Raw genomic sequence first — 18939 nt, 5'->3', positions numbered from 1 at the left:
AGCCGATACAACTTTCTGGTGGGGTTGCCGTTGACAGCACGGGCGCACTTGATTTGCAAATGCCGCCGGTTCCCGCTTCTTTTGTAGTACCCATGAGTATAGAGAAACCAGTTTTGTTGGAGGCCCGCGGGCTGCATAAATCATACGGAAAGCTTCCGGTCCTGAAAGGCATTGACCTCATCATTGGCGAGGCCGAGGTTGTCTCCATTGTAGGCGCCTCTGGGGCCGGCAAGAGCACGCTCCTGCACCTGTTGGGCACTTTGGACTCTCCAGATGCCGGTGAGGTGTACCTGCACGGGCAGAAAATATCTGGCATGAGCAACAAAGAAGTGGCCCGTTTCAGAAACCGCAACATTGGCTTTATCTTCCAATTCCACAATCTGTTGCCCGAGTTCACGGCACTGGAGAACGTCTGCCTGCCCGGTTTCCTGGCCGACCGGCCCGAGAAGGAAGTGGAGACCCGCGCCAAGGAGCTGCTGGAGATGCTCAACCTGGGGCACCGCCTGGACCACAAGCCCTCTGAGATGAGTGGGGGAGAGCAACAGCGCACCGCCGTGGCCCGCGCCCTCATCAATTCGCCCAAGCTCATCTTCGCCGACGAGCCCTCCGGAAACCTGGACTCCAAGAACGCCGAGGAGCTGCACCAGATCTTCTTCAAACTCCGCCAGGACCTGGGGCAAACCTTCGTGTTGGTGACCCACAACCCCGTCCTCGCCGACATGGCCGACCGCAAACTCACCATGAAAGACGGCTTCCTGCTACAGCCCGAGGAGGCTCAATAAATAAACAGATTTTCGTTTAGCGGCCGTTTTTCTCAAAACTGACCTAATCCGGGTATGCTGGAATAAATAAATTGGATTTGTTTTGACGGGCTTTTCGGGCAGATTCGGTTATGCTGTATCTTATGAAGTCCCCTGACTCGAATTAGATGTCGCGCTTCTTCAACTCACTTGCTTCAGCCGGGTTACTACCCACATAGAAACCAAGGTGAAGGCTGTCGCGATGAGGCCCACCGTGCCAAAGTGCTGCAATTGTTGGGAGCCGGGTTGGGTAGTGATTACCAGCCCCGAGAGGAAAGCCGCCAAGCCCGATGCCAGTTGCTGCACAGAGGAATTCACGCTCATGAAAGAGCCGCGCAGCCGGGGCTCCACACTGGAAGTGATCAAAGACATAGCCGGCACAAACCTAGCCCCGAAGAAAATAAAGAAGAACGTAGTTACCACAAACGCCTGCCAGTGCGGCACCGCCGACAGGTGCGTCACCACCAGAATAGGGGCTACAGATACCAGCGCCGCCAGCATAAAGACACGCTTTTTCCCGTACCGGTCAGAGAGCCGTCCCGCCCATTGCGAGGTTACCACCGTGGCCAGTCCGCCAAACAGGTAGATGTAGCTTAATTCCGCCTCCGCGAAGCCCACATTCGCCACCATGTACGGGCTCAGAAACGGCACCACGGTAAATCCCGCTAAGGAAAGCGTCACCATTAAGGTAAAGGCCCAGAGGCAGTTGCTCCGCCGGAAGATGGTGCCCAGTACTTTCGCCGGCGATTGCGGCATCTGGTGCAGGAGGTGCTGGCGCATAGGGGGCAGCATCCGCCAGGTAATCAAGAGCACCAGCACGCTCAAGGCCGTTAAGAGGTAGAAGGGGGCGTGCCAGCTGGCATGGCTGGCCAGATAAAGCCCAATGGGAATGCCCCCAATGGAAGCCACCGAGAAAGCCGCCATTACCTTGCCGGTGGCCGCCCCGCGCCGTTCCTCGGGCACCGAATCCCCAATGATAGCCAGTACCAGCGCCCCTAAAACCCCGCCAAAAGCCCCCGCCAGAATTCTGGCCAGGAGCAGAAACGTGAAGGTGGGGGCCAGGGCGCAGGCCAGCGTACTCACGGTAAAACCCAGATATAGCCCCAGCAGCGCAATTTTACGGTCATAGCGGTCAATGAAGAAAGCGCTCAATAAACCAGATGCCGCCGCACTAAACGTATACGCCGATACCAGAAGCCCGAATTCCCGCGGACTGATGGAAAACACCCGCATGAGCTGCGGCCCCAACGGCATCATGATCACAAAGTCCATGATGTGCGTAAACTGGATTGCCGCCAGAATAAAGAGTAACCAGCTTTCCTTGAGCGCGGGGGCAGTACCCTGTGGCGTTACAGACGAAGAGGGGAGAGACATACGTTAGTAAAGTAGATGAGCACAAATCCCAAGGCTTTACGGGGCTGAAATGGGGAAGTTTGTCTGGCGGCGGACATCTGATGTTTTGTCCCAAAGGTATATGGCAAAAAAGAACCGGAAAAAAGAAGAAAGCGCTGATCCCGTGTGCGCCCTCTGCGAACGGGAGGTAGGGTTTACCACCCTGCACCACCTGGTGCCCCGCGAGGAGGGAGGTCGGCACGGGCCCACCACGCCTCTGTGCCAGCCCTGCCACAGCACCGTCCACCTCACGTACACCAACAAAGAGCTGGCGGTACTCTACAATTCCATTGAAGCGCTCAAAGCCTCTGAAGGATTGCAGAAATACCTGAACTGGGTGCGCACCAAACGCCTGGACAAAATCACCAACCGCCGCAGAAAGCGCTGATTTGCGTTTAGGGGTTATTTTTGCAAAAAGAGCCCCTAAACGCAAATCAGATAGTTAAATTTACAGAAAACATGCCTTTTAGCTATCTCCCGTTCCCGCAGATCAAAACCCAGCCAGCTGTTGTGGTAGACAGCTTCCATCCCAACGGACTGGTGCTTTCGCACTGGCGCGAAGCTCCCACCCCCGCAGAACTTAGGGAAGACACCAGCGCGGGCATGGTACTGCGGGCGCTCCGGCTTCAATGGCCCGACCTGCAGAAGTATTCTTTCGTAACCGCCAACCACTTTGACATAGATGCTTTTGTGGGCGTTTGGGCGCTGCTGAATCCTGAACTTGCGCTGGCGCACGAAGAAACCCTGCGGCAGATGGCGGTGATAGGTGATTTCCGGGAGCTGGACCTGAGTACTGCGCACAGCCAGAAGGCCCTGCAGCTGGTGTGCTGGATAAATGCGCAGGAGAAGGAAAAGTTCTACCCTCCCTTTGGAGCCAGCGAACTGGAAGAGAACGAAGTGACGGCCTCTATCCCAAAATTTCACTATTTTTTACGAGAATTTGGCTCTGTATTAGAAAATGTAGAACTATTCCATAAAGTATGGAAGCCGGAGGTGCAGGAGGTGATGCAGGGGTGTCAGCAGATGGTTAGCAGTTCGGCTGAAAAAATCCAATACCCAGAAGTGGGGCTTTTTGTGGTGCGTACGCCGGAGCCCTTGCACTATTATGCGCTGTTCGGGCCAACGGCTGGGTATGACCTGGTGCTCTCCTGTTACGCGGGTAACCGGTATGAGCTGGAATGTAAGTACACCACCTGGGTAGACCTGGAAAGCCGTCCTACGCTCCCCCGTCCAGATTTGCGCCCTTTGGCCCATGTTTTGAATGACTTGGAAACCTCCGGCCTCCAGTGGGTAGCAGATGGGGTAACCGATACGGGGCCTTTGCTGCGCCTACAGTCAGAACCATTGACTAAGGTGCAACGGTATGGCAACCCCACCCAGCGTACAGTCCAGTCCTCCTCCATTGAGCCAGATGCATTTGTGCAAATAGTGGTGTCATATTTGCAGAATGCATTTTCAGGAGTGCAGCCCAAGCGCCGCTGGGCGTGGGGCGAAGTGAAATTGTTCAATCTGAGAAATAATAAAATTTAAGGATCGGATTTTTGCTATTTACAAATCTGCCTTTAACTTTACAGGAATCAAATCTGAACCAGCCTCTCTCCGGTATCCCCCGTCCAGATAGTGGCGCATCTGCAGAAATGTTTGACGCTGCTATGATTATTATTGCCCAGAATTCGTTCTACTGCTTTGCGGTAGACGTAGAGAAGAACAGAATCTACATGAAAATAAGGGGGGTGTGGAACACGCAGAGCGAAGTACCTCTGTACATGACGCATCTTCATCAAGCGCTGGGGCTGGTAAAGCCGGGGTTCACCATTCTGTGTGACATCAGAGAGAAAGAGTTATACTCTATGGAAGTGCAGGAGATGCAGATTCAAGCTCAGGAGCTGACCGTGGAGGCAGGGGTTTCGCAAGTGGCGGAGGTGCATGAGCTCAACCAGCCCGGCAGCGAGCAAGCCATTGCGCTGGCTCAAATCTCTAAGATTCCGCTCAATATTTTTGATTCCCTGGAAGACGCGGAGGCTTGGTTAGCTGAAACCCATTAGGAACAGTGCCCCTGTGCTCGTTCGCCCATAGATAACCCCGCTTTGCCAATTCTCGTTTTGTACGTTATAACTGGTGCAAAGCCACATCCTACCAATCCTACAAAACTATGAAAAAGATTCTCTGCCCCGTTGACTTCTCCAAGACCTCTAACAAAGCAGCCGAATACGCCGCTCAGATTGCACTTCGCACGGGAGCCTCAGTTACTTTGCTGCACGTGCTGCACCTGCCCCTCATGGACACCTCTGAGTCTGCGCTTATGGCCTCGCAGGTGCTGGACGAGCAACGACGCGTTTCCGCCGATAAACTCCATTCCCTGTCTATGCACCTGCAAAGCGTGGCCGGAGAAGCTGGAGGCAGCCTCACCATTGACCAAAGGGTGCGGGAAGCTTTCCTGGCAGACGCCATTGAGCGGATGGTCAAAGAAGACGGCTATGATTTTATCGTGCTGGGCACCACCGGCGGCGGTAATACGCTAGAGGAAATCCTGATTGGCAGCAACACCGAGAGCGTGATTGCGCAGGTGAAGTGCCCCGTGCTGGCCATACCGGCCAAGGCTACCTTCCCAGACATCCACCGGATTGTCTATGCCTCAGACTATCAGCCCGAAGACGCCAAAGCGCTTGGGCAGGTCATTAGCCTGGCCACCGTATTCAGGGCCGAAGTGGAAGTGGTGCACGTTACCAAAAAAGCGGGTTCAGACGAGGCCCGGCAGGCCCAGGAGTTCCTGGACCGCCTGCGCACTGATCTGAGCGGGTTCCCGGTGACGTTCCAGGAGGTAGTGCACCCAGACGAAGAAGTAGGGCTCAAGGATTACCTGGGCAAAACCAACAGCAACATGCTGGCCATTCTCAAGAAGCGCCGCAATTTCATCAAAGACCTGTTTGGGATGAGTTTAGCCGAAAAAATGACCTACCAAACCAAACTGCCCCTGCTGGTGCTGCACGCAGACACCGAGTAGTCTTGGCCAACTGCCGGTAAGGAAGAAATAAATTTAAAGAAGTAAGAAACAGCGCAGGGGTGCGGCCTCTGCGGCATGTCTTCTTTCCTGGGCGCTGCCCCTGGCGAAGGGACATTCTACGGGGAAACTTCCTGAGGGAGTAATGGGTGAATTAGGGTGGCGCGGTTTGCGTTTAGGGGCTGTTTTTCTAAAAAGAGCCCCTAAACGCAAACTTCGGCTGGCCGGGGAGCTTTAGCGTAAAATGGTTTAACCTCTTTGTCCAGAATCAGTACACTAAGTCAAACCCTCAACTCTGATGCCTGTACAACGGAACCGTTTATACCACCACGTAGCGTATCTTACTTCTCTCCAACCTGCCAGAAGCATTGGTCACCCCGCCTCTTTGCACAAGGCCGCCGATTATATAGAGGCGGAGTTTCGGGCACTGAGTGAGCGGGTGAGCAAACAGCCTCTGCACCAGGGTTTCGACAACCTTATTCTCTCTTACGGACCGGAAGACGGGCCTCGGGTGATTGTGGGCGCTCATTATGACGTCTGTGATAATACCCCCGGGGCAGATGACAATGCCAGCGCCGTGGCCGGACTATTGGAGCTGGCGCGGGCTGTCCACGAAGAGAAACCCCAGGTACGGCACCGGATCGACTTTGTCGCCTTTAATTTTGAAGAGCCGCCCTATTTTGCCACCGACAAAATGGGCAGTGCCATCCATGCCAAAGCTATCAAAAAGGAAGGGGTGGAGGTGAAACTCATGATCTGCCTGGAGATGATTGGTTATTTCACAGATGAACCTAATTCCCAGCGTTTCCAGTACGAGGCCATGAAGCACTTGTACCCTACCACCGGTAACTTTATTGTGGTGGTGGGCCGGGCCGGGCAGGAGCAGACCGTGCAGCGGGTGCAGCAACTCATGAAAGAGAAAGCCAACGTAGATGTGCAGTCTATCGCGGCGCCGGCAGAGTTGCCCGGCGTATCGTTGTCAGACCACCGTAACTACTGGGCTCAAGGGTACCAGGCCGTGATGATCAATGACACGTCTTTTCTGCGCAACCCGCATTACCACCAGAGCACAGACACCATAGACACGCTTGATTTTGCCAGAATGGAAGAAGTAGTGAAAGGCGTGTATCATGCCCTGCTTAATTTCTAAAGAAACTGATATGGTTCCTAGATTTAATTAGATTTAGGTATTGAAATGCGTTTAAAGATTTATGAATTTTAATTTTACTAATAATAAATTGATTTTTAAGGGATGGTACAGGGGGTAAGGAGTTTTTTAATGCTTGCTTTTTGTCTGTTTGCCACCTGCACCTGGGGGCAGACAAAGCTGAAAACGATAGCAATGCTTAAGCATGAGGCAGATCTGTCTTTCCAAAACTCCGTGTTCTCGCCAGACGGAAACCGGCTGGTATCAGTGGGGAGCAAGGGCATGCTTTATCTCTGGGATGTATCAAAGACGTTTCCGTTAGATTTTAAGAAAGTGCATGAAGGCTTGGCGCTAGCCTGCGCCTATTCGGCAGACGGGAACTACATTATTACCGGTGGTGAGGATAAGTCCATCAAAATACTGAAAACCAAAGACCTGAGCCTGGTTAAGAGCATTGACGGCCTGTCGGCGCAGGTGCGGGAATTGGCCATGTCTGGTAACCGGCTGGTGGCGCTGTTGCAGAACAGCGAGCTGCTGCTGTTCAGTACTGATACCTGGGAGCCCGTAGCCAAGCCCCGCTACGCCGCCCAAGATTCCAGAGTGATATTCAGCAACAGCGGGGACCGTTTCTACGCCTGGTTTGCCAACCGGGTCTATGCCATTTCTGCCAAAGATGGCGAACTCCTCCACGTGTTCAACACCAACTACGCCACGCCCACTGACCTTGCCATTAGCGCCGATGATAAATTTCTGGCCATCGGGTTTGGGCAGGCCGAGGAAATCATCCGGATCTATAACACCCACAACATGGCACTGGTGAAATCCCTGAAGAAAAACGGCCCCCGCGACTACGCCAAGGGTCTGTCTTTCTTCCACAAAAGCAACAAGCTGCTGTATCACTCCAACGCCGCCAGCTCTAATCTGAGAATCTTTGACATGGAGAAAGGTACCAGCGTGTCGGTGTCCAAGGCCAGCGGCTCTCCCAGAACTGCCATTTCCCGCGACGACTCCAAGGTGATCCTCTCCCCAAAATTCGCGAAGTCCGTGCAGCTCATGTCTGTGCTGTAGAATTGCGTTTAGGGGCTGTTTTTCCAGAATTTGCCCTAAAACGACAAAGCCGGCCTTTTAGAAAGACCGGCTTTGTCGTTTAGAAAAACTATTAACTATACTTAGGCACTGGTGTTCTCCAGGCTGGCCATGTCAATCACAAAGCGGTACTTCACATCGCCGGCCAGCATACGGTCATAGGCCGTGTTAATCTGGTTGATGTTGATGACTTCCACGTCTGAGAGAATGTTGTGCTCGGCGCAGTAGTCCAGCATCTCCTGGGTTTCGGCAATGCCGCCAATGAGGGAACCGGCAATGCTCCGCCGCCCGAAGATAAGCGTACCGGCGTGCAGTTCAGGAGCCTCGGGCGGAACGCCCAGCAGGATCATGGTGCCGTCGCGGCGCAGCAGGCTGGCGTACATGTCCAGGCTTACTTTGGCAGAAACCGTGTTGATGATGAAGTCAAAATAACCGCGCACCTGCTTCAGGGCCTGCTCATCTTTGGTCACCACAAATTTATGGGCGCCCAAGGCCTGGGCATCTGCTTCTTTGTTAGGAGAGGTACTCAATACGGTTACCTCGGCCCCCATGGAAGCCGCCAGTTTTACCGCCATGTGACCAAGGCCGCCCAAACCTACCACGGCAACCCGGTGCCCCTGGCCCACTTTCCAGTGGCGGAGCGGCGAGAAAGTGGTGATACCGGCGCACAGCAATGGTGCCACGCGGGCCAGGTCCTGGTCTTCGCGTATGCGCAGCACGAAGTTCTCAGATACCACAATCTGGTTGGAGTAACCGCCGTACGTAGGCGTGTCTAAACCGGGTTCCGGGCTGTTGTAGGTCCCCACGAAGCCTTTTTCGCAGTATTGCTCCAGGCCTTCGTTACAGCTGGGGCAGGTCTGGCAGGAGTCTACCATACAGCCCACACCGGCCATTTCACCCACCTGGAATTTCTTCACGTGGTCGCCTACCCGTACAATGCGGCCCACAATTTCGTGGCCCGGCACCACTGGGTACAGCGCGCCGCCCCATTCGCCTTTGGCCGTGTGCAGGTCTGAGTGGCACACCCCGCAGAACATGATTTCAATGAGCACATCGTGCGGGCCCACCTCCCGGCGCTGGAAGTTGAAAGGCGCCAGCGGAGAATTAGGATCAAACGCGGCGTATCCTTTGGTTTCTAACATAGTCTTATCTTTAAGTATACAGTTGAAAGAGTATCAACTCAAAGATACGGGAAGAACGCGCCGAAGATATAGTGCCCTGGGGCGAAGGAAACAGGCAAAAGGTAAATTCCTGAGTCACATCTGGTGTTCTACAGGAAACCGAGGGGCAAGATCTTTAGAGGAAATAGCAGCAGATTTACGTTTAGCGGCCGTTTTTCCTAAAAAATGCCTAAAATGGAAGTTTGGAAAGATCTACGTTACCACCCGAGAGGATGATCCCTATCCTGCGCCCTGCAAATTCTTCTTTGTTTCTGAGAAGGGCGGCCAGCGCCACGGCACTGGACGGTTCCACCACCTGTTTCATCCTTTCCCAGATAAGCCGCAGCGCCGCCATAATCTCCGCTTCCTCCACCCGTATGATCTGGGCCACGTGTTTCTGGATGATGGGGAAATTGATATCGCCTAATTGGGTTCGGAGGCCGTCTGCCATAGTATTGGTGGAGGTGTTGGCTTCAATCTGCCCCGACTGCAACGACCGGTACGCATCATCGGCGGCAAACGGTTCGCCCCCAATGACCGTGCAGTTCTGCCCGAAGGAATGAGCCGCCAGCGCGGTGCCGGCAATGAGTCCGCCGCCACCTACCGGGGTGAAGATGTGTTCCAGGTTTGGGTGATCTTGCAGCAGTTCCAGCGCGGCTGTTCCCTGGCCCAGAATCACTTCCAGGTCATTAGACGGATGGATGAAGTACGCGCCTTTTTCCTTTTCCACTTGCGCTGCTACTTCCTCACGGGCCATTGGTTCTGAGCTGCACTCAATGATCTGTCCGCCGTAGCCCCGTACGGCGTCTTTCTTTACCTGCGGCGCATTCTCGGGCATCACAATGTAAGCTTGTACGCCAATACTCTGCGCCGCCAGTGCCAGGGCCTGGGCAAAATTTCCCGAAGAGTGCGTGACCACCCCGCGGGTTTTCTGCTCCTCAGACAATTGTAGCACCGCGTTTACGGCGCCCCGCATCTTGAAAGCCCCCATGCGTTGCAGGTTTTCGCATTTGAAGTAAAGCTCGGCCCCGGCTATCTGGTTTAACAGGCGTGAAGTGAGCACCGGCGTACGATGGAGGAAGGGGGCAATTCTTTGGGCGGTGGCGGCTAAGGCTTCTTGGTACATGGGGCTGGGTTCTGGAAAGAATCTCTGTGGAAGTAGGCAAAGGAAGTAAAACCAAAGATAATGAAACAGTGGTTATGAGACTTTACAGACTGCCAAGAAATGAAAAAGCCACCTCATGTGAGGTGGCCCTTCGGGGTGTGTTTTAAAAAACGGATTAGTATGGCTTGGCTGGGTGAGATACTTCTTTGGCTTCTTCCACGCCTGCCTTTGGCGAGATGGCTCCGTTAGGGCCTTTGTCGTCCATAGACTTGGTGGTGTTTTTCAAGCCCTCGGCTACCCGGCGACCGTAGTCTTCATCGGCTAGGGTGAAGTGCTCAATCATCTTGTCCTGGATCCGCTTGTCGCAAGTGGCCAGGGTGTTCACCAAGTTGGTAATGAGGTCTTCGCGTTCCCAGTCCTCAAAGTTGCGGTAGGTGTCACCGGCTTGCTTGAAGTCATTGGTACGGTCAATTTTCTGGCGCACCAGATTGGCCTCATAGCGTGGGGTATGGTCTTTGGCCACTTTGGGGGCTTCTTTGTAACCTCCTAAGATTGACGGCTCATAGTTGATGTGCGGGTTGGTGCCCGGTAAAATGTCCTGACGGTACGCCATCTGGCCATCGCGCTGGTTGGTAGCCACGTGGGTTTTAGGCGCGTTGATAGGCAGTTGCAGGTAGTTGGCTCCCACGCGGTACCGCTGGGTGTCTGAGTACGAGAAGGTACGGCCCTGCAGCATTTTATCATCAGAGAAATCCAGGCCGTCTACCAGAACCCCGGTTCCGAAGGCCGCTTGTTCCACCTCGGCAAAATAGTTCTCTGGGTTGCGGTTCAGGGTCATTTTACCTACCGGCAGCCACGGGAATTGCTCTCTTGGCCACAGTTTGGTGTCATCCAACGGATCGAAGTCCAGTTCTGGGTGCTCATCGTCGCTCATGATCTGCACCAGCAACTCCCACTGCGGATAGTTGCCTTCCTTGATGGCCTCAAATAGATCTTGGGTAGCGTGGTTGAAGTTCTTGCCTTGAATGTCCTGGGCCTCGGCTTGGGTCAGGTTGCGAATGCCCTGAAGCGGCTCCCAATGGTATTTCACCAGTACGGCTTCGCCGTCGGCGTTCACCCATTTGTAGGTGTTCACCCCTGAGCCCTGCATCTGGCGGTAGTTGGCTGGAATGCCCCACGGCGAGAACAGGAAGGTGGCCATGTGGGTAGACTCGGGCGTGCTGGCAATGAAGTCAAAGATACGCTCGCCGCTCTGGATGTTGGTTACCGGATCTGGTTTCTGGGAGTGGATCAGGTCTGGGAATTTGAGGGCGTCTCTGATAAAGAAAATCTTGAGGTTATTGCCCACCAGATCCCAGTTACCGTCTTCGGTATAGAATTTAACGGCAAAACCCCGGGGGTCGCGCAGCGTTTCGGGCGAGTGACCGCCGTGGCCCACGGTGGAGAAACGCACAAACACCGGCGTCTGCTTTCCTTTTTCCTGGAACAGCTTGGCGCGGGTATACTTGGCAATGGGTTCATCACCCACGGTGCCGTATGCCTCAAACACACCATGTGCTCCAGCTCCACGGGCATGCACTACGCGCTCCGGAACACGCTCACGGTCAAAGTGAGACATTTTCTCCAGGAACTGGTAGTTCTCCATAGTAGCCGGTCCACGGTTACCTACGGTACGGATGTTCTGGTTGTCAGTAACCGGGTGCCCCTGACGCGTGGTCAGGATAGGCTTGTCCTGCTGGTTAGACCCGTTCTGGCCGTTTGTTTGTTTCTCTTGGTTTTCCATAGATTGTTTAAGTTGATGTAGACGCAACTAATTATTTACTAACGCTTAGGCTGTTGTTCAGGTTACTCTGTGGAGAGGCCTTTTGCGGTTTCAAAAGTGCTCTAACCAAAGCCCTACTCTCTGTTCTCAGCCTTATCATAAGTTAAAGGTGCGGTGTTTGTGGTTATAGTTCAAATTGATAGTTTTTATGAAGTTATCAATTTATACTATAATGAGGCTTGGCGTTCTCTTAAGGAAGATTGATGTGCAGCAGGAGGGGTGAAAAAATTAATGCGTTTAGAGGCCGTTTTTTCAAAAACGGTCCCTAAACGCATTATCTGCTTGTAACGGTTCTGTTAAGAAAGGACGGGCTGTGAAGTAACTGGTTCTTCCTGCAACTGGGGCATGAGTTCCAGCAGTTCATCAAAAGTGGAGACCAGGCTTTGGTAAGTGTCTGCTTCTAGGGCTTCTTCGCACTTCTTGAGGAAAACTTCTTTGGGTTTGAGGTCAGAGAGGTTCTGTTCCGGTGGCAACTGCTGGTCTAAGCTTTGGTTGTCGCGGGTGCGGAGCGGGCGGTGGATGAGCATCTGCACCTGGGGCTGCAGGGCAAAAGCCTCGTGCAGCCGAAGCGTGTGGTCATGCAGGTTGTGTTCATACTGTAGCTGCACCTCGGCCCAGGCCGGAAAAGCCAAATCCCCGTTGTCAAAGGCGATGATCTTGGGGAACACCTCGTCAATGGTGCCCTTGAAGCGTACTAATTTGCGCCAGCACGGGATGTCCACTTCCTGGAGCTTGGTTAACTTGCCATCTTCAAAGTCCAGAATCACCACCTGCTTGCGGTCACTAATCTCAGAGAAGCTCAGGGGAATGGGCGAGCCGCTATACCGGATGTGGTTCATTTTGTTCACAACCTGGGGGCGGTGCAGGTGACCAAGGGCCACGTAATCAAACTCCGTGGGGAACTGATCACCGGCTATCTGGCCCAGATTGCCCACGTGGATTTCCTTTTCGCTGTCTGAGGCACTGCCGCCGGCGGCAAACAGATGCCCTGTGGCCAGCACCGGCACGCCCTGCTCTTTGTACTCCTGAATGAGCGGTACCAGTTGCCGGTAGTGGTCGCAGATGCCTTGCTTGAGGCGGGTCTCGCGCTCCTCCGCGGTTTCACCGGGCACCGAGAGCCGCACGTCTTTGTCGCGCAGGAAGGGCACGGCGCAGACCACCGCCTGGGGCGTATTCTGCTGGTCGCGGAGGATAATTACCTGGTCCTGGGCATTGGCAGGGGCACCGCCCACCACGTGCACGTTGAAGTGCCGAAGGAGTTCGGCGGGGGCATTGAGGGTGGAGACGGAGTCATGGTTGCCGCCAATGATGACCAGTTCGCGGCAGCAGGTATCTTTTACCTCACGCAGAAAGTCATAATAAAGTTTGAGGGCGGTGTTGGAGGGGAAGCCCGTGTCAAAGACGTCGCCGGCAATGAGGAGCAGGTCAATCTTATGGTCGCAGATGGTCTGGCAGAGCCAGCTCAAAAAAGCACGGTGTTCCTCTGTACGTTCAAAATTAGCCAGACGCTGGCCCAGGTGCCAGTCTGCCGTGTGTAATACCCTCATCATGCCGCGGTTCTCCCTCTAAACGTTATGGTGCCCCAAGATACAAAAGGCTTAGGAAAAAGCAGGAGTTGCGCGCTACAAAAGCCGCCGACTGTTTTAGGCTTAATTCCTGAAAAAGAGCCGCTAAACACCATGAGAAAATAGTATCTTTCAAGAGTCTTCTCCCTAACTCATTCTCAATATGGATTTTAGGAAAGCGTTCCTGTGCTTAGGTTGTTTTCTCTTGGCGCTGACTTCGGCCAAGGCACAGCTTCCCCGCCACACCTTACGGGTGGGCTACGGCATAGGCTCTGTGCAGGGAGTTTTCTATGGATTTCTCAAAGGTTTATTTAGTCAAGTTGACTGGCAAAGGGACAGAGGTAAGGACGTGGGGCCCATTACATTTCTTTACAGCTATGCGCCTCACCAACGGGTGGAGATAGGGTTGGCCGCCGCCTACACTACCTTGGCGCAGGAAGGGAGGCGGTATAAACCCACCTCAGGAGGTAGTCCTTCGGCCCCGCCGGTAGATTACGAGAAGGTGATTGCGGGCGAGCGGGTGAGGTATTATACCATCACGCCGCAGGTAACCGTAAACTGGAAGCGGGAGGAGAAATTTGTCCTGTATAGCAGCGCCGCGGTGGGCAAATCAATTGTGGTGAAGGAAGGGTGGCATGAAGAGGAGCCAAGCTACAGAAACACCCATGGCAACCTGGCATTTCACATTAATTTAATTGGTTTCCAATACGGCAAGAAAGTCTGCGCCTTCGGTGAATTGGGGGTAGGCTTCTATGGTACACTGCAGGGTGGGGTGGCGCTGCGGCTGTAAGTAGCTTAACGTCAGATTTTAAGCTTAGGTGGTCCTGCTTTTGTCTGGCTTTTTCAGGAAATAGTGAGCACCTAACTGAGGTTAATGGCAGTAGGTGTGCAGGAGTATAAACGGCGCCTGTGCCGTTTAGCGGCTCTTTTTCCGGAATTAGCCCCAAACCGCCCTGTCCTTCTGCATTGCCGCTAAATCTTTCCTTTCTTGAGAAAAGCGGTTGCATGGCTTCTTGCGAAAAGTACTTATATTAGCCCCTTCAACCCTTACATCAACGAACTTAAAAACAAACTAATCCCTAACTTTTACTTTATGTTTCATAAAAAGTCGATTGAGCAGCTGTTGTTTGAAGCTGGTCAAAGTGGCGAGGGAGCCTTGAAACGCTCGCTCTCTAGCTGGAACCTGGTTGCCCTGGGTATTGGGGCCATCATTGGTGCCGGCTTGTTTTCACTCACTGGTATTGCCGCGGCAGAGAACGCGGGGCCGGCGGTAACCATCTCCTTTGTGTTGGCGGCAGTTGCCTGTGCCTTCGCCGGGTTGTGCTACGCCGAGTTCGCCTCTATGATTCCGGTAGCGGGTAGCGCATACACCTATTCTTACGCCACCATGGGTGAATTTGTGGCCTGGATCATTGGTTGGGACTTGGTACTGGAATATGCATTAGGGGCGGCTACGGTATCTGTGAGCTGGTCACGTTATCTGCTGGAGTTCCTGCATAAATATGACATGAGCTTGCCCCATGAGCTGGTCGCCTCGCCGTGGGAAAGCGTAAAATTGGGCGACGGTACCATCATTGAGGGCGGTATGATCAACCTGCCCGCCATCATCATTGTCATGTTGCTTTCTTTGGTGCTCATCAGAGGAACCAAAGAATCTGCCACCATGAACAATATTCTGGTAATTCTGAAAGTAGCCGTGGTGCTGATTTTCATTGCCTTAGGCTGGAGCCATATTAACCCGGCTAACTATGATCCTTATATCCCAGAGAACACCGGCGTTTTCCACCAGTATGGCTGGACGGGTATCTCCACCGGGGCGGCGGTAGTGTTCTTCGCCTTTATTGGTTTTGACGCCGTTTCCACTGCGGCCCAGGAAGCCAAGAACCCGCAGAAAGGGATGCCTATCGGTATCTTGGGCTCTTTGGTGGTTTGTACTATCCTGTATGTGCTGTTTGCCCACGTAATGACGGGTCTGGTGAACTATAAAGATTTTGCCGGTGATGCCAAGCCTGCCGCTACTGCCTTTGCGGTAACCGGATACAGCTTCCTGCAAGACGCCTTGATCATCGCCATTCTGGCGGGTTATACTTCTGTGATCCTGGTAATGCTCATGGGGCAGTCACGGGTATTTTACACCATGGCCAAAGATGGTTTGTTGCCTAAATTCTTCAGCGCCGTGCATCCTAAATTCTCCACGCCTTGGAAGACCAACATCTTCTTCATGTTCTTCGTGAGCATTTTCGCGGGCTTCGTGCCGGTAGCTGATCTAGGGCATATGGTGAGCATTGGTACTTTGTTCGCCTTTGCGTTGGTATGCTTGGGCGTGATGGTGATGAGAAAGAAATTGCCGCATGCGGTACGTCCCTTCAGAACGCCGCTGGTGCCGCTGGTGCCTATTTTGGGAATTGTGGTGTGCGTTTACCTCATGTACTCGCTTCCGGGAGAAAGCTGGGTTCGTCTGTTCATCTGGATGGCCCTGGGTGTTGCTATCTATATGTTCTACGGCCGTAAGCACTCTAAAGTGCGCGAGGTAATAGATGAGAAAATTCAATAAGTAGCGTATTTGCGCTTCTGCCAACAAAAAAGCCCGCCCCTCGGCAGGCTTTTTTGTTGGCAGAAGGATAACAAGTAACGGGATTTGTTAAAAGAAATATCTTCTTCTACGGCCATTATTGCGAGTTTAATTTTGTGAAGCGTCACATTTAACGTATTTTCCCTTCCACAAGCAAACCAATCTTACAAACAAACATCCATGAAAAAAACATTTCTCTCCGTGTTGGCGGTGGCGGCGTTGTCGTTGCACGTGCGGGCACAGGAGACGTTTCCGCGCAATGGGGTGTACGATGAACGCACCGGGCTGCGCGCCTTCACCAATGCCACCATTTTTGTCGATTACCAGACCAAACTGGAGAACGCCACCCTCGTGATCAAAGACGGAAAAGTAGTGGCCGTAGGCACCAAGGTTTCCGTTCCGCAAGGTGCCATGGTCACCGATCTGAAAGGCAAAACCGTTTATCCGGGCTTCGTGGACCCGTTCACCAGTTACGGCATGCCAGCCTTGCCAGAACGCACACGCTCATTCAACAGTCCGCCGCAGGCCGAGTCTAAAAAGGAAGGTGCCTACAACTGGAACCAGGCCATTAAGCCGGAGACCAATGCCGTAGAGCTGTTCAAAGTAGATGCCAAAGCGGCCGCAGAACTGCGTAAGCAGGGATTTGGCGCGGTGCTGGCCGTTAACCCAGACGGGATTGCCCGCGGTACGGCCTCGCTCATCGCCCTCGCCGACAAACGCGAAAACCAGGTGATCCTGCTGGACAAAGCAGCCGCCGCCCTGTCATTAGACAAAGGCTCTTCTACCCAGGAATACCCTAACTCCCTCATGGGTTCAATTGCGCTGCTCCGCCAGACGTACTTAGATGCGCAGTGGAACGCCAAGAACCAGGACAAAGAGCAGAACATCTCCCTCAAAGCCTTTACCGAAGCCAACCGCCTGCCCCAGATTTTTGAGGTCAGCAACAAATTGAACGCCGTGCGCGCCGACAAAGTAGGCGATGAGTTCGGGTACCAGTACATCTTCAAGGGCCAGGGCGATGAGTACCAGATGCTGCCGCAGATCAAGGCTACCAAAGGGGCGTATATCTTGAATGTCAACTTCCCGGACGCCTACAACGTGGAAGACCCGTATGATGCCCGCCGCATTGGCATTGAGGAAATGAAACATTGGGAAATGGCTCCGGCCAACCCCGCTTTGCTTGCCAAAGAAGGGGTAACCATTGCCTTCACCACCGCAGACCTCAAGGATAAAAGCAAATTCCTCCCCAACCTGCGTAAGGCTACTTTGTACGGTTTGTCTGAAAAAGACGCGCTTAAAGCATTGACCTACACACCCGCCCAACTCCTGAAAGCCGATAAATATGTGGGCAGCCTGCGCGAGGGCATGCAGGCCAACTTTGTGGTAGCCTCAGGTAATCTCTTTGATGCCACCACCGTGCTGCTGGAAAACTGGGTGCAGGGCCGGGGTTACAAAATCAGTGAAACCCCCGCAGATTTCCGGGGCGTGTACACCCTGAAAGTAGGTTCGCAGCCGGAGCGCCGCATGCTCATTACGGGTACCCCAGAGAAACCAGAACTAAAAGTAGTAGCCACAGACACCATCAAAGGTTCCCTGTCTTTGAGTGGTGAATTATTGACCATGGCTTTCGCTCCGGCGAAGGGCGGAAAAGAAAGCATCCGGTTAACGGGCTGGTATTCGGGGAAAGGTTTTCAGGGCGAGGCCCAGTTACCCGATGCCCAGACCGTGAAATGGACCGCGCTACTTTCTGAGGCTGCCACCCAGCAAGCCAAACGCGACACCGCCCGTTCCCGCTCCAATGAGGCTTTGGGCCTGGGGCAACTGATGTATCCGTTTGCAGCCTTCGGGAGAACCGAGTTGCCCAAAGCGGAAGCCGTTCTTATCAGAAATGCCACCGTCTGGACCAATGAGAAAGAAGGCAAACTGCAAAACGCCGATGTACTCCTGAAAAACGGCAAGATTGCGCAGGTAGGCAAAAATCTCTCGGCCAGTGGCGCCCAGGTGATTGACGGTACCGGCAAACACGTGACGCCAGGCATTATTGACGAACACTCGCATATTGCCTTAGATGGCGTGAACGAAGGCACCCAGGCTGTCACCGCCGAAGTACGGATGGCCGATGTGGTGAACCATGAGCAAGTGAACATCTACCGTCAGTTGGCCGGTGGCGTGACCACTTCACAGTTATTGCACGGCTCAGCTAACCCAATCGGGGGGCAGTCGGCGATCATCAAATTGCGTTGGGGACAGGCACCTGAGAAGCTGATGTTTGAAGGGGCAGATCCGTTCATCAAATTCGCCCTTGGCGAGAACGTGAAGCACTCTAACCGCAGCCCGCAGTACAACGTGCGTTTCCCGCAGACCCGGATGGGCGTGGAGCAAGTGATGGTAGATGCGTTCCAACGAGCCAAAGATTACCAAAAGGCCTGGATCAGCTACAACAAGCTCTCCAAATCAGCGAAAGCCAAAACCCCAGCCCCGCGCCGCGACCTGGAACTGGAGACCCTGGTGGAAATCCTGAACGACAAACGCTTCATCACCTGCCACTCCTACGTGCAGTCTGAGATCAACATGCTCATGAAGGTGGCCGACCAGATGGATTTCAGAGTGAACACCTTCACGCACATTCTGGAAGGCTACAAAGTAGCCGATAAGATGAAAGCCCGTAACATTGGTGCCTCTACCTTCTCTGATTGGTGGGCCTATAAAATGGAAGTGAAAGATGCTATTCCGTACAATGCGGCTATTCTGCATAACGTGGGCGTAACCACGGCCATCAACTCAGATGACGCAGAAATGGCCCGCCGCCTGAACCAGGAAGCCGCTAAAACCATGAAATATGGCGGTGTTTCTGAAGAAGATGCCCTCAAAATGGTTACCCTGAATCCTGCCAAACTCCTGCACCTGGAAGACCGTGTGGGCAGCCTGAAAGCCGGTAAAGACGCAGACGTGGTGATCTGGAACGAAAATCCGCTTTCCATCTATGCCCGCCCAGAGAAAACGTTTGTAGACGGTATTGCTTACTTTGACGTGGAGCAAGACCAGAAACTGCAGGAAGAGCAGGAAAAAGAACGCCTCCGTCTTATAAATAAAATGCTGGCCGCCAAAGCCCGTGGGGAGAAAACGCAGACGTATGCGCCTTCCCGGAGGTTTGGCCAGCAGGTGCTGCACTGCGAAGACGTGGAGACCGGCACCGAAGAGAATTATCTGGAATCTGAGTATCATCAAAAATAAGGAGGTCATACCATGTTACAGCTAAAGAAAACAAGGAGAACCTCTACCGGTAAAA

The 18939-nt window shown here is 53.5% G+C and carries 15 protein-coding genes; 10 read left to right on the top strand and 5 right to left on the bottom strand.

What is annotated here, in order from left to right; translation table 11 throughout:
* Nucleotides 1-92: 92 nt before the first annotated feature.
* On the top strand, nucleotides 93-782 hold the full coding sequence (locus tag EFA69_RS19415) for an ABC transporter ATP-binding protein (RefSeq protein WP_123134706.1): 690 nt from the start codon (nucleotides 93-95) through the stop codon (nucleotides 780-782).
* Nucleotides 783-941: 159 nt separating this feature from the next.
* Here the strand turns inward: EFA69_RS19415 and EFA69_RS19410 are convergent, their stop codons facing one another.
* Entirely contained in the window at nucleotides 942-2174 is a 1233-nt protein-coding gene (locus tag EFA69_RS19410; protein WP_123134705.1) for an MFS transporter, read from the bottom strand.
* Nucleotides 2175-2274: 100 nt separating this feature from the next.
* Between EFA69_RS19410 and EFA69_RS19405 the strand changes: the two genes are divergently transcribed.
* The 6 genes from EFA69_RS19405 (at nucleotide 2275) to EFA69_RS19380 (ending at nucleotide 7408) form a co-directional block, all read left to right on the top strand.
* Complete coding sequence (locus EFA69_RS19405) at nucleotides 2275-2580, top strand: HNH endonuclease (RefSeq protein ID WP_123134704.1); 306 nt, start codon at nucleotides 2275-2277, stop codon at nucleotides 2578-2580.
* A gap of 71 nt (nucleotides 2581-2651) precedes the next feature.
* Nucleotides 2652-3722: a DUF6687 family protein gene (locus tag EFA69_RS19400; protein ID WP_123134703.1), complete on the top strand. Its 1071-nt coding sequence runs from the start codon at nucleotides 2652-2654 to the stop codon at nucleotides 3720-3722.
* 122 nt (nucleotides 3723-3844) lie between these two features.
* Entirely contained in the window at nucleotides 3845-4237 is a 393-nt protein-coding gene (locus tag EFA69_RS19395) for a hypothetical protein (RefSeq protein WP_148041426.1), read from the top strand.
* A gap of 107 nt (nucleotides 4238-4344) precedes the next feature.
* Nucleotides 4345-5196 (top strand): universal stress protein, encoded by an 852-nt coding sequence (locus EFA69_RS19390; RefSeq protein WP_123134701.1) that lies wholly within the window; start codon nucleotides 4345-4347, stop codon nucleotides 5194-5196.
* Nucleotides 5197-5491: 295 nt separating this feature from the next.
* Nucleotides 5492-6343, top strand: a complete 852-nt coding sequence (locus EFA69_RS19385; RefSeq protein WP_123134700.1) for a M28 family peptidase — start codon at nucleotides 5492-5494, stop codon at nucleotides 6341-6343.
* Nucleotides 6344-6535: 192 nt separating this feature from the next.
* Nucleotides 6536-7408: a WD40 repeat domain-containing protein gene (locus EFA69_RS19380; protein WP_183906875.1), complete on the top strand. Its 873-nt coding sequence runs from the start codon at nucleotides 6536-6538 to the stop codon at nucleotides 7406-7408.
* Between the two features lie 101 nt (nucleotides 7409-7509).
* Here EFA69_RS19380 and EFA69_RS19375 read toward each other — a convergent pair whose 3' ends face one another.
* The 4 genes from EFA69_RS19375 to sbcD all read right to left on the bottom strand — a co-directional run bounded on the left by EFA69_RS19375 (nucleotide 7510) and on the right by sbcD (nucleotide 13063).
* Nucleotides 7510-8568, bottom strand: a complete 1059-nt coding sequence (locus EFA69_RS19375; protein ID WP_123134698.1) for an NAD(P)-dependent alcohol dehydrogenase — start codon at nucleotides 8566-8568, stop codon at nucleotides 7510-7512.
* Nucleotides 8569-8776: 208 nt separating this feature from the next.
* Entirely contained in the window at nucleotides 8777-9712 is a 936-nt protein-coding gene (locus tag EFA69_RS19370; RefSeq protein ID WP_123134697.1) for a threonine ammonia-lyase, read from the bottom strand.
* 154 nt (nucleotides 9713-9866) lie between these two features.
* A complete protein-coding gene (locus tag EFA69_RS19365; RefSeq protein ID WP_123134696.1) occupies nucleotides 9867-11474 on the bottom strand; it encodes a catalase in 1608 nt (535 codons plus the stop codon).
* Between the two features lie 335 nt (nucleotides 11475-11809).
* Complete coding sequence (sbcD, locus tag EFA69_RS19360; protein ID WP_245964639.1) at nucleotides 11810-13063, bottom strand: exonuclease subunit SbcD; 1254 nt, start codon at nucleotides 13061-13063, stop codon at nucleotides 11810-11812.
* Between the two features lie 220 nt (nucleotides 13064-13283).
* Here sbcD and EFA69_RS19355 point away from each other — a divergent pair, with 220 nt between their 5' ends.
* The 3 genes from EFA69_RS19355 (at nucleotide 13284) to EFA69_RS19345 (ending at nucleotide 18884) form a co-directional block, all read left to right on the top strand.
* Nucleotides 13284-13868: a hypothetical protein gene (locus EFA69_RS19355; RefSeq protein WP_148041425.1), complete on the top strand. Its 585-nt coding sequence runs from the start codon at nucleotides 13284-13286 to the stop codon at nucleotides 13866-13868.
* A gap of 303 nt (nucleotides 13869-14171) precedes the next feature.
* On the top strand, nucleotides 14172-15632 hold the full coding sequence (locus EFA69_RS19350; protein WP_123134693.1) for an amino acid permease: 1461 nt from the start codon (nucleotides 14172-14174) through the stop codon (nucleotides 15630-15632).
* A 198-nt stretch (nucleotides 15633-15830) separates the two neighbouring features.
* Nucleotides 15831-18884, top strand: a complete 3054-nt coding sequence (locus tag EFA69_RS19345; RefSeq protein WP_123134692.1) for an amidohydrolase family protein — start codon at nucleotides 15831-15833, stop codon at nucleotides 18882-18884.
* The last annotated feature ends 55 nt before the right edge of the window (nucleotides 18885-18939 follow it).

Origin of the sequence: Rufibacter immobilis (assembly GCF_003721565.1) — a bacterium.
In the GTDB taxonomy this organism is placed as follows: Bacteria; Bacteroidota; Bacteroidia; order Cytophagales; family Hymenobacteraceae; genus Nibribacter; species Nibribacter immobilis.
Note: the sequence above shows the minus strand (reverse complement) of the source record. Positions and strands in the feature narration are given on the sequence as shown.

What these genes read in the sequence shown, in the direction of transcription:
- EFA69_RS19415 (WP_123134706.1), top strand. Translation starts at nt 93, where the DNA reads ATGAGTATAGAGAAACCAGTTTTGTTGGAGGCCCGCGGGCTGCATAAA.
- EFA69_RS19410 (WP_123134705.1), bottom strand. Translation starts at nt 2,174, where the DNA reads ATGTCTCTCCCCTCTTCGTCTGTAACGCCACAGGGTACTGCCCCCGCG.
- EFA69_RS19405 (WP_123134704.1), top strand. Translation starts at nt 2,275, where the DNA reads ATGGCAAAAAAGAACCGGAAAAAAGAAGAAAGCGCTGATCCCGTGTGC.
- EFA69_RS19400 (WP_123134703.1), top strand. Translation starts at nt 2,652, where the DNA reads ATGCCTTTTAGCTATCTCCCGTTCCCGCAGATCAAAACCCAGCCAGCT.
- EFA69_RS19395 (WP_148041426.1), top strand. Translation starts at nt 3,845, where the DNA reads ATGATTATTATTGCCCAGAATTCGTTCTACTGCTTTGCGGTAGACGTA.
- EFA69_RS19390 (WP_123134701.1), top strand. Translation starts at nt 4,345, where the DNA reads ATGAAAAAGATTCTCTGCCCCGTTGACTTCTCCAAGACCTCTAACAAA.
- EFA69_RS19385 (WP_123134700.1), top strand. Translation starts at nt 5,492, where the DNA reads ATGCCTGTACAACGGAACCGTTTATACCACCACGTAGCGTATCTTACT.
- EFA69_RS19380 (WP_183906875.1), top strand. Translation starts at nt 6,536, where the DNA reads ATGCTTAAGCATGAGGCAGATCTGTCTTTCCAAAACTCCGTGTTCTCG.
- EFA69_RS19375 (WP_123134698.1), bottom strand. Translation starts at nt 8,568, where the DNA reads ATGTTAGAAACCAAAGGATACGCCGCGTTTGATCCTAATTCTCCGCTG.
- EFA69_RS19370 (WP_123134697.1), bottom strand. Translation starts at nt 9,712, where the DNA reads ATGTACCAAGAAGCCTTAGCCGCCACCGCCCAAAGAATTGCCCCCTTC.
- EFA69_RS19365 (WP_123134696.1), bottom strand. Translation starts at nt 11,474, where the DNA reads ATGGAAAACCAAGAGAAACAAACAAACGGCCAGAACGGGTCTAACCAG.
- sbcD (WP_245964639.1), bottom strand. Translation starts at nt 13,063, where the DNA reads ATGATGAGGGTATTACACACGGCAGACTGGCACCTGGGCCAGCGTCTG.
- EFA69_RS19350 (WP_123134693.1), top strand. Translation starts at nt 14,172, where the DNA reads ATGTTTCATAAAAAGTCGATTGAGCAGCTGTTGTTTGAAGCTGGTCAA.
- EFA69_RS19345 (WP_123134692.1), top strand. Translation starts at nt 15,831, where the DNA reads ATGAAAAAAACATTTCTCTCCGTGTTGGCGGTGGCGGCGTTGTCGTTG.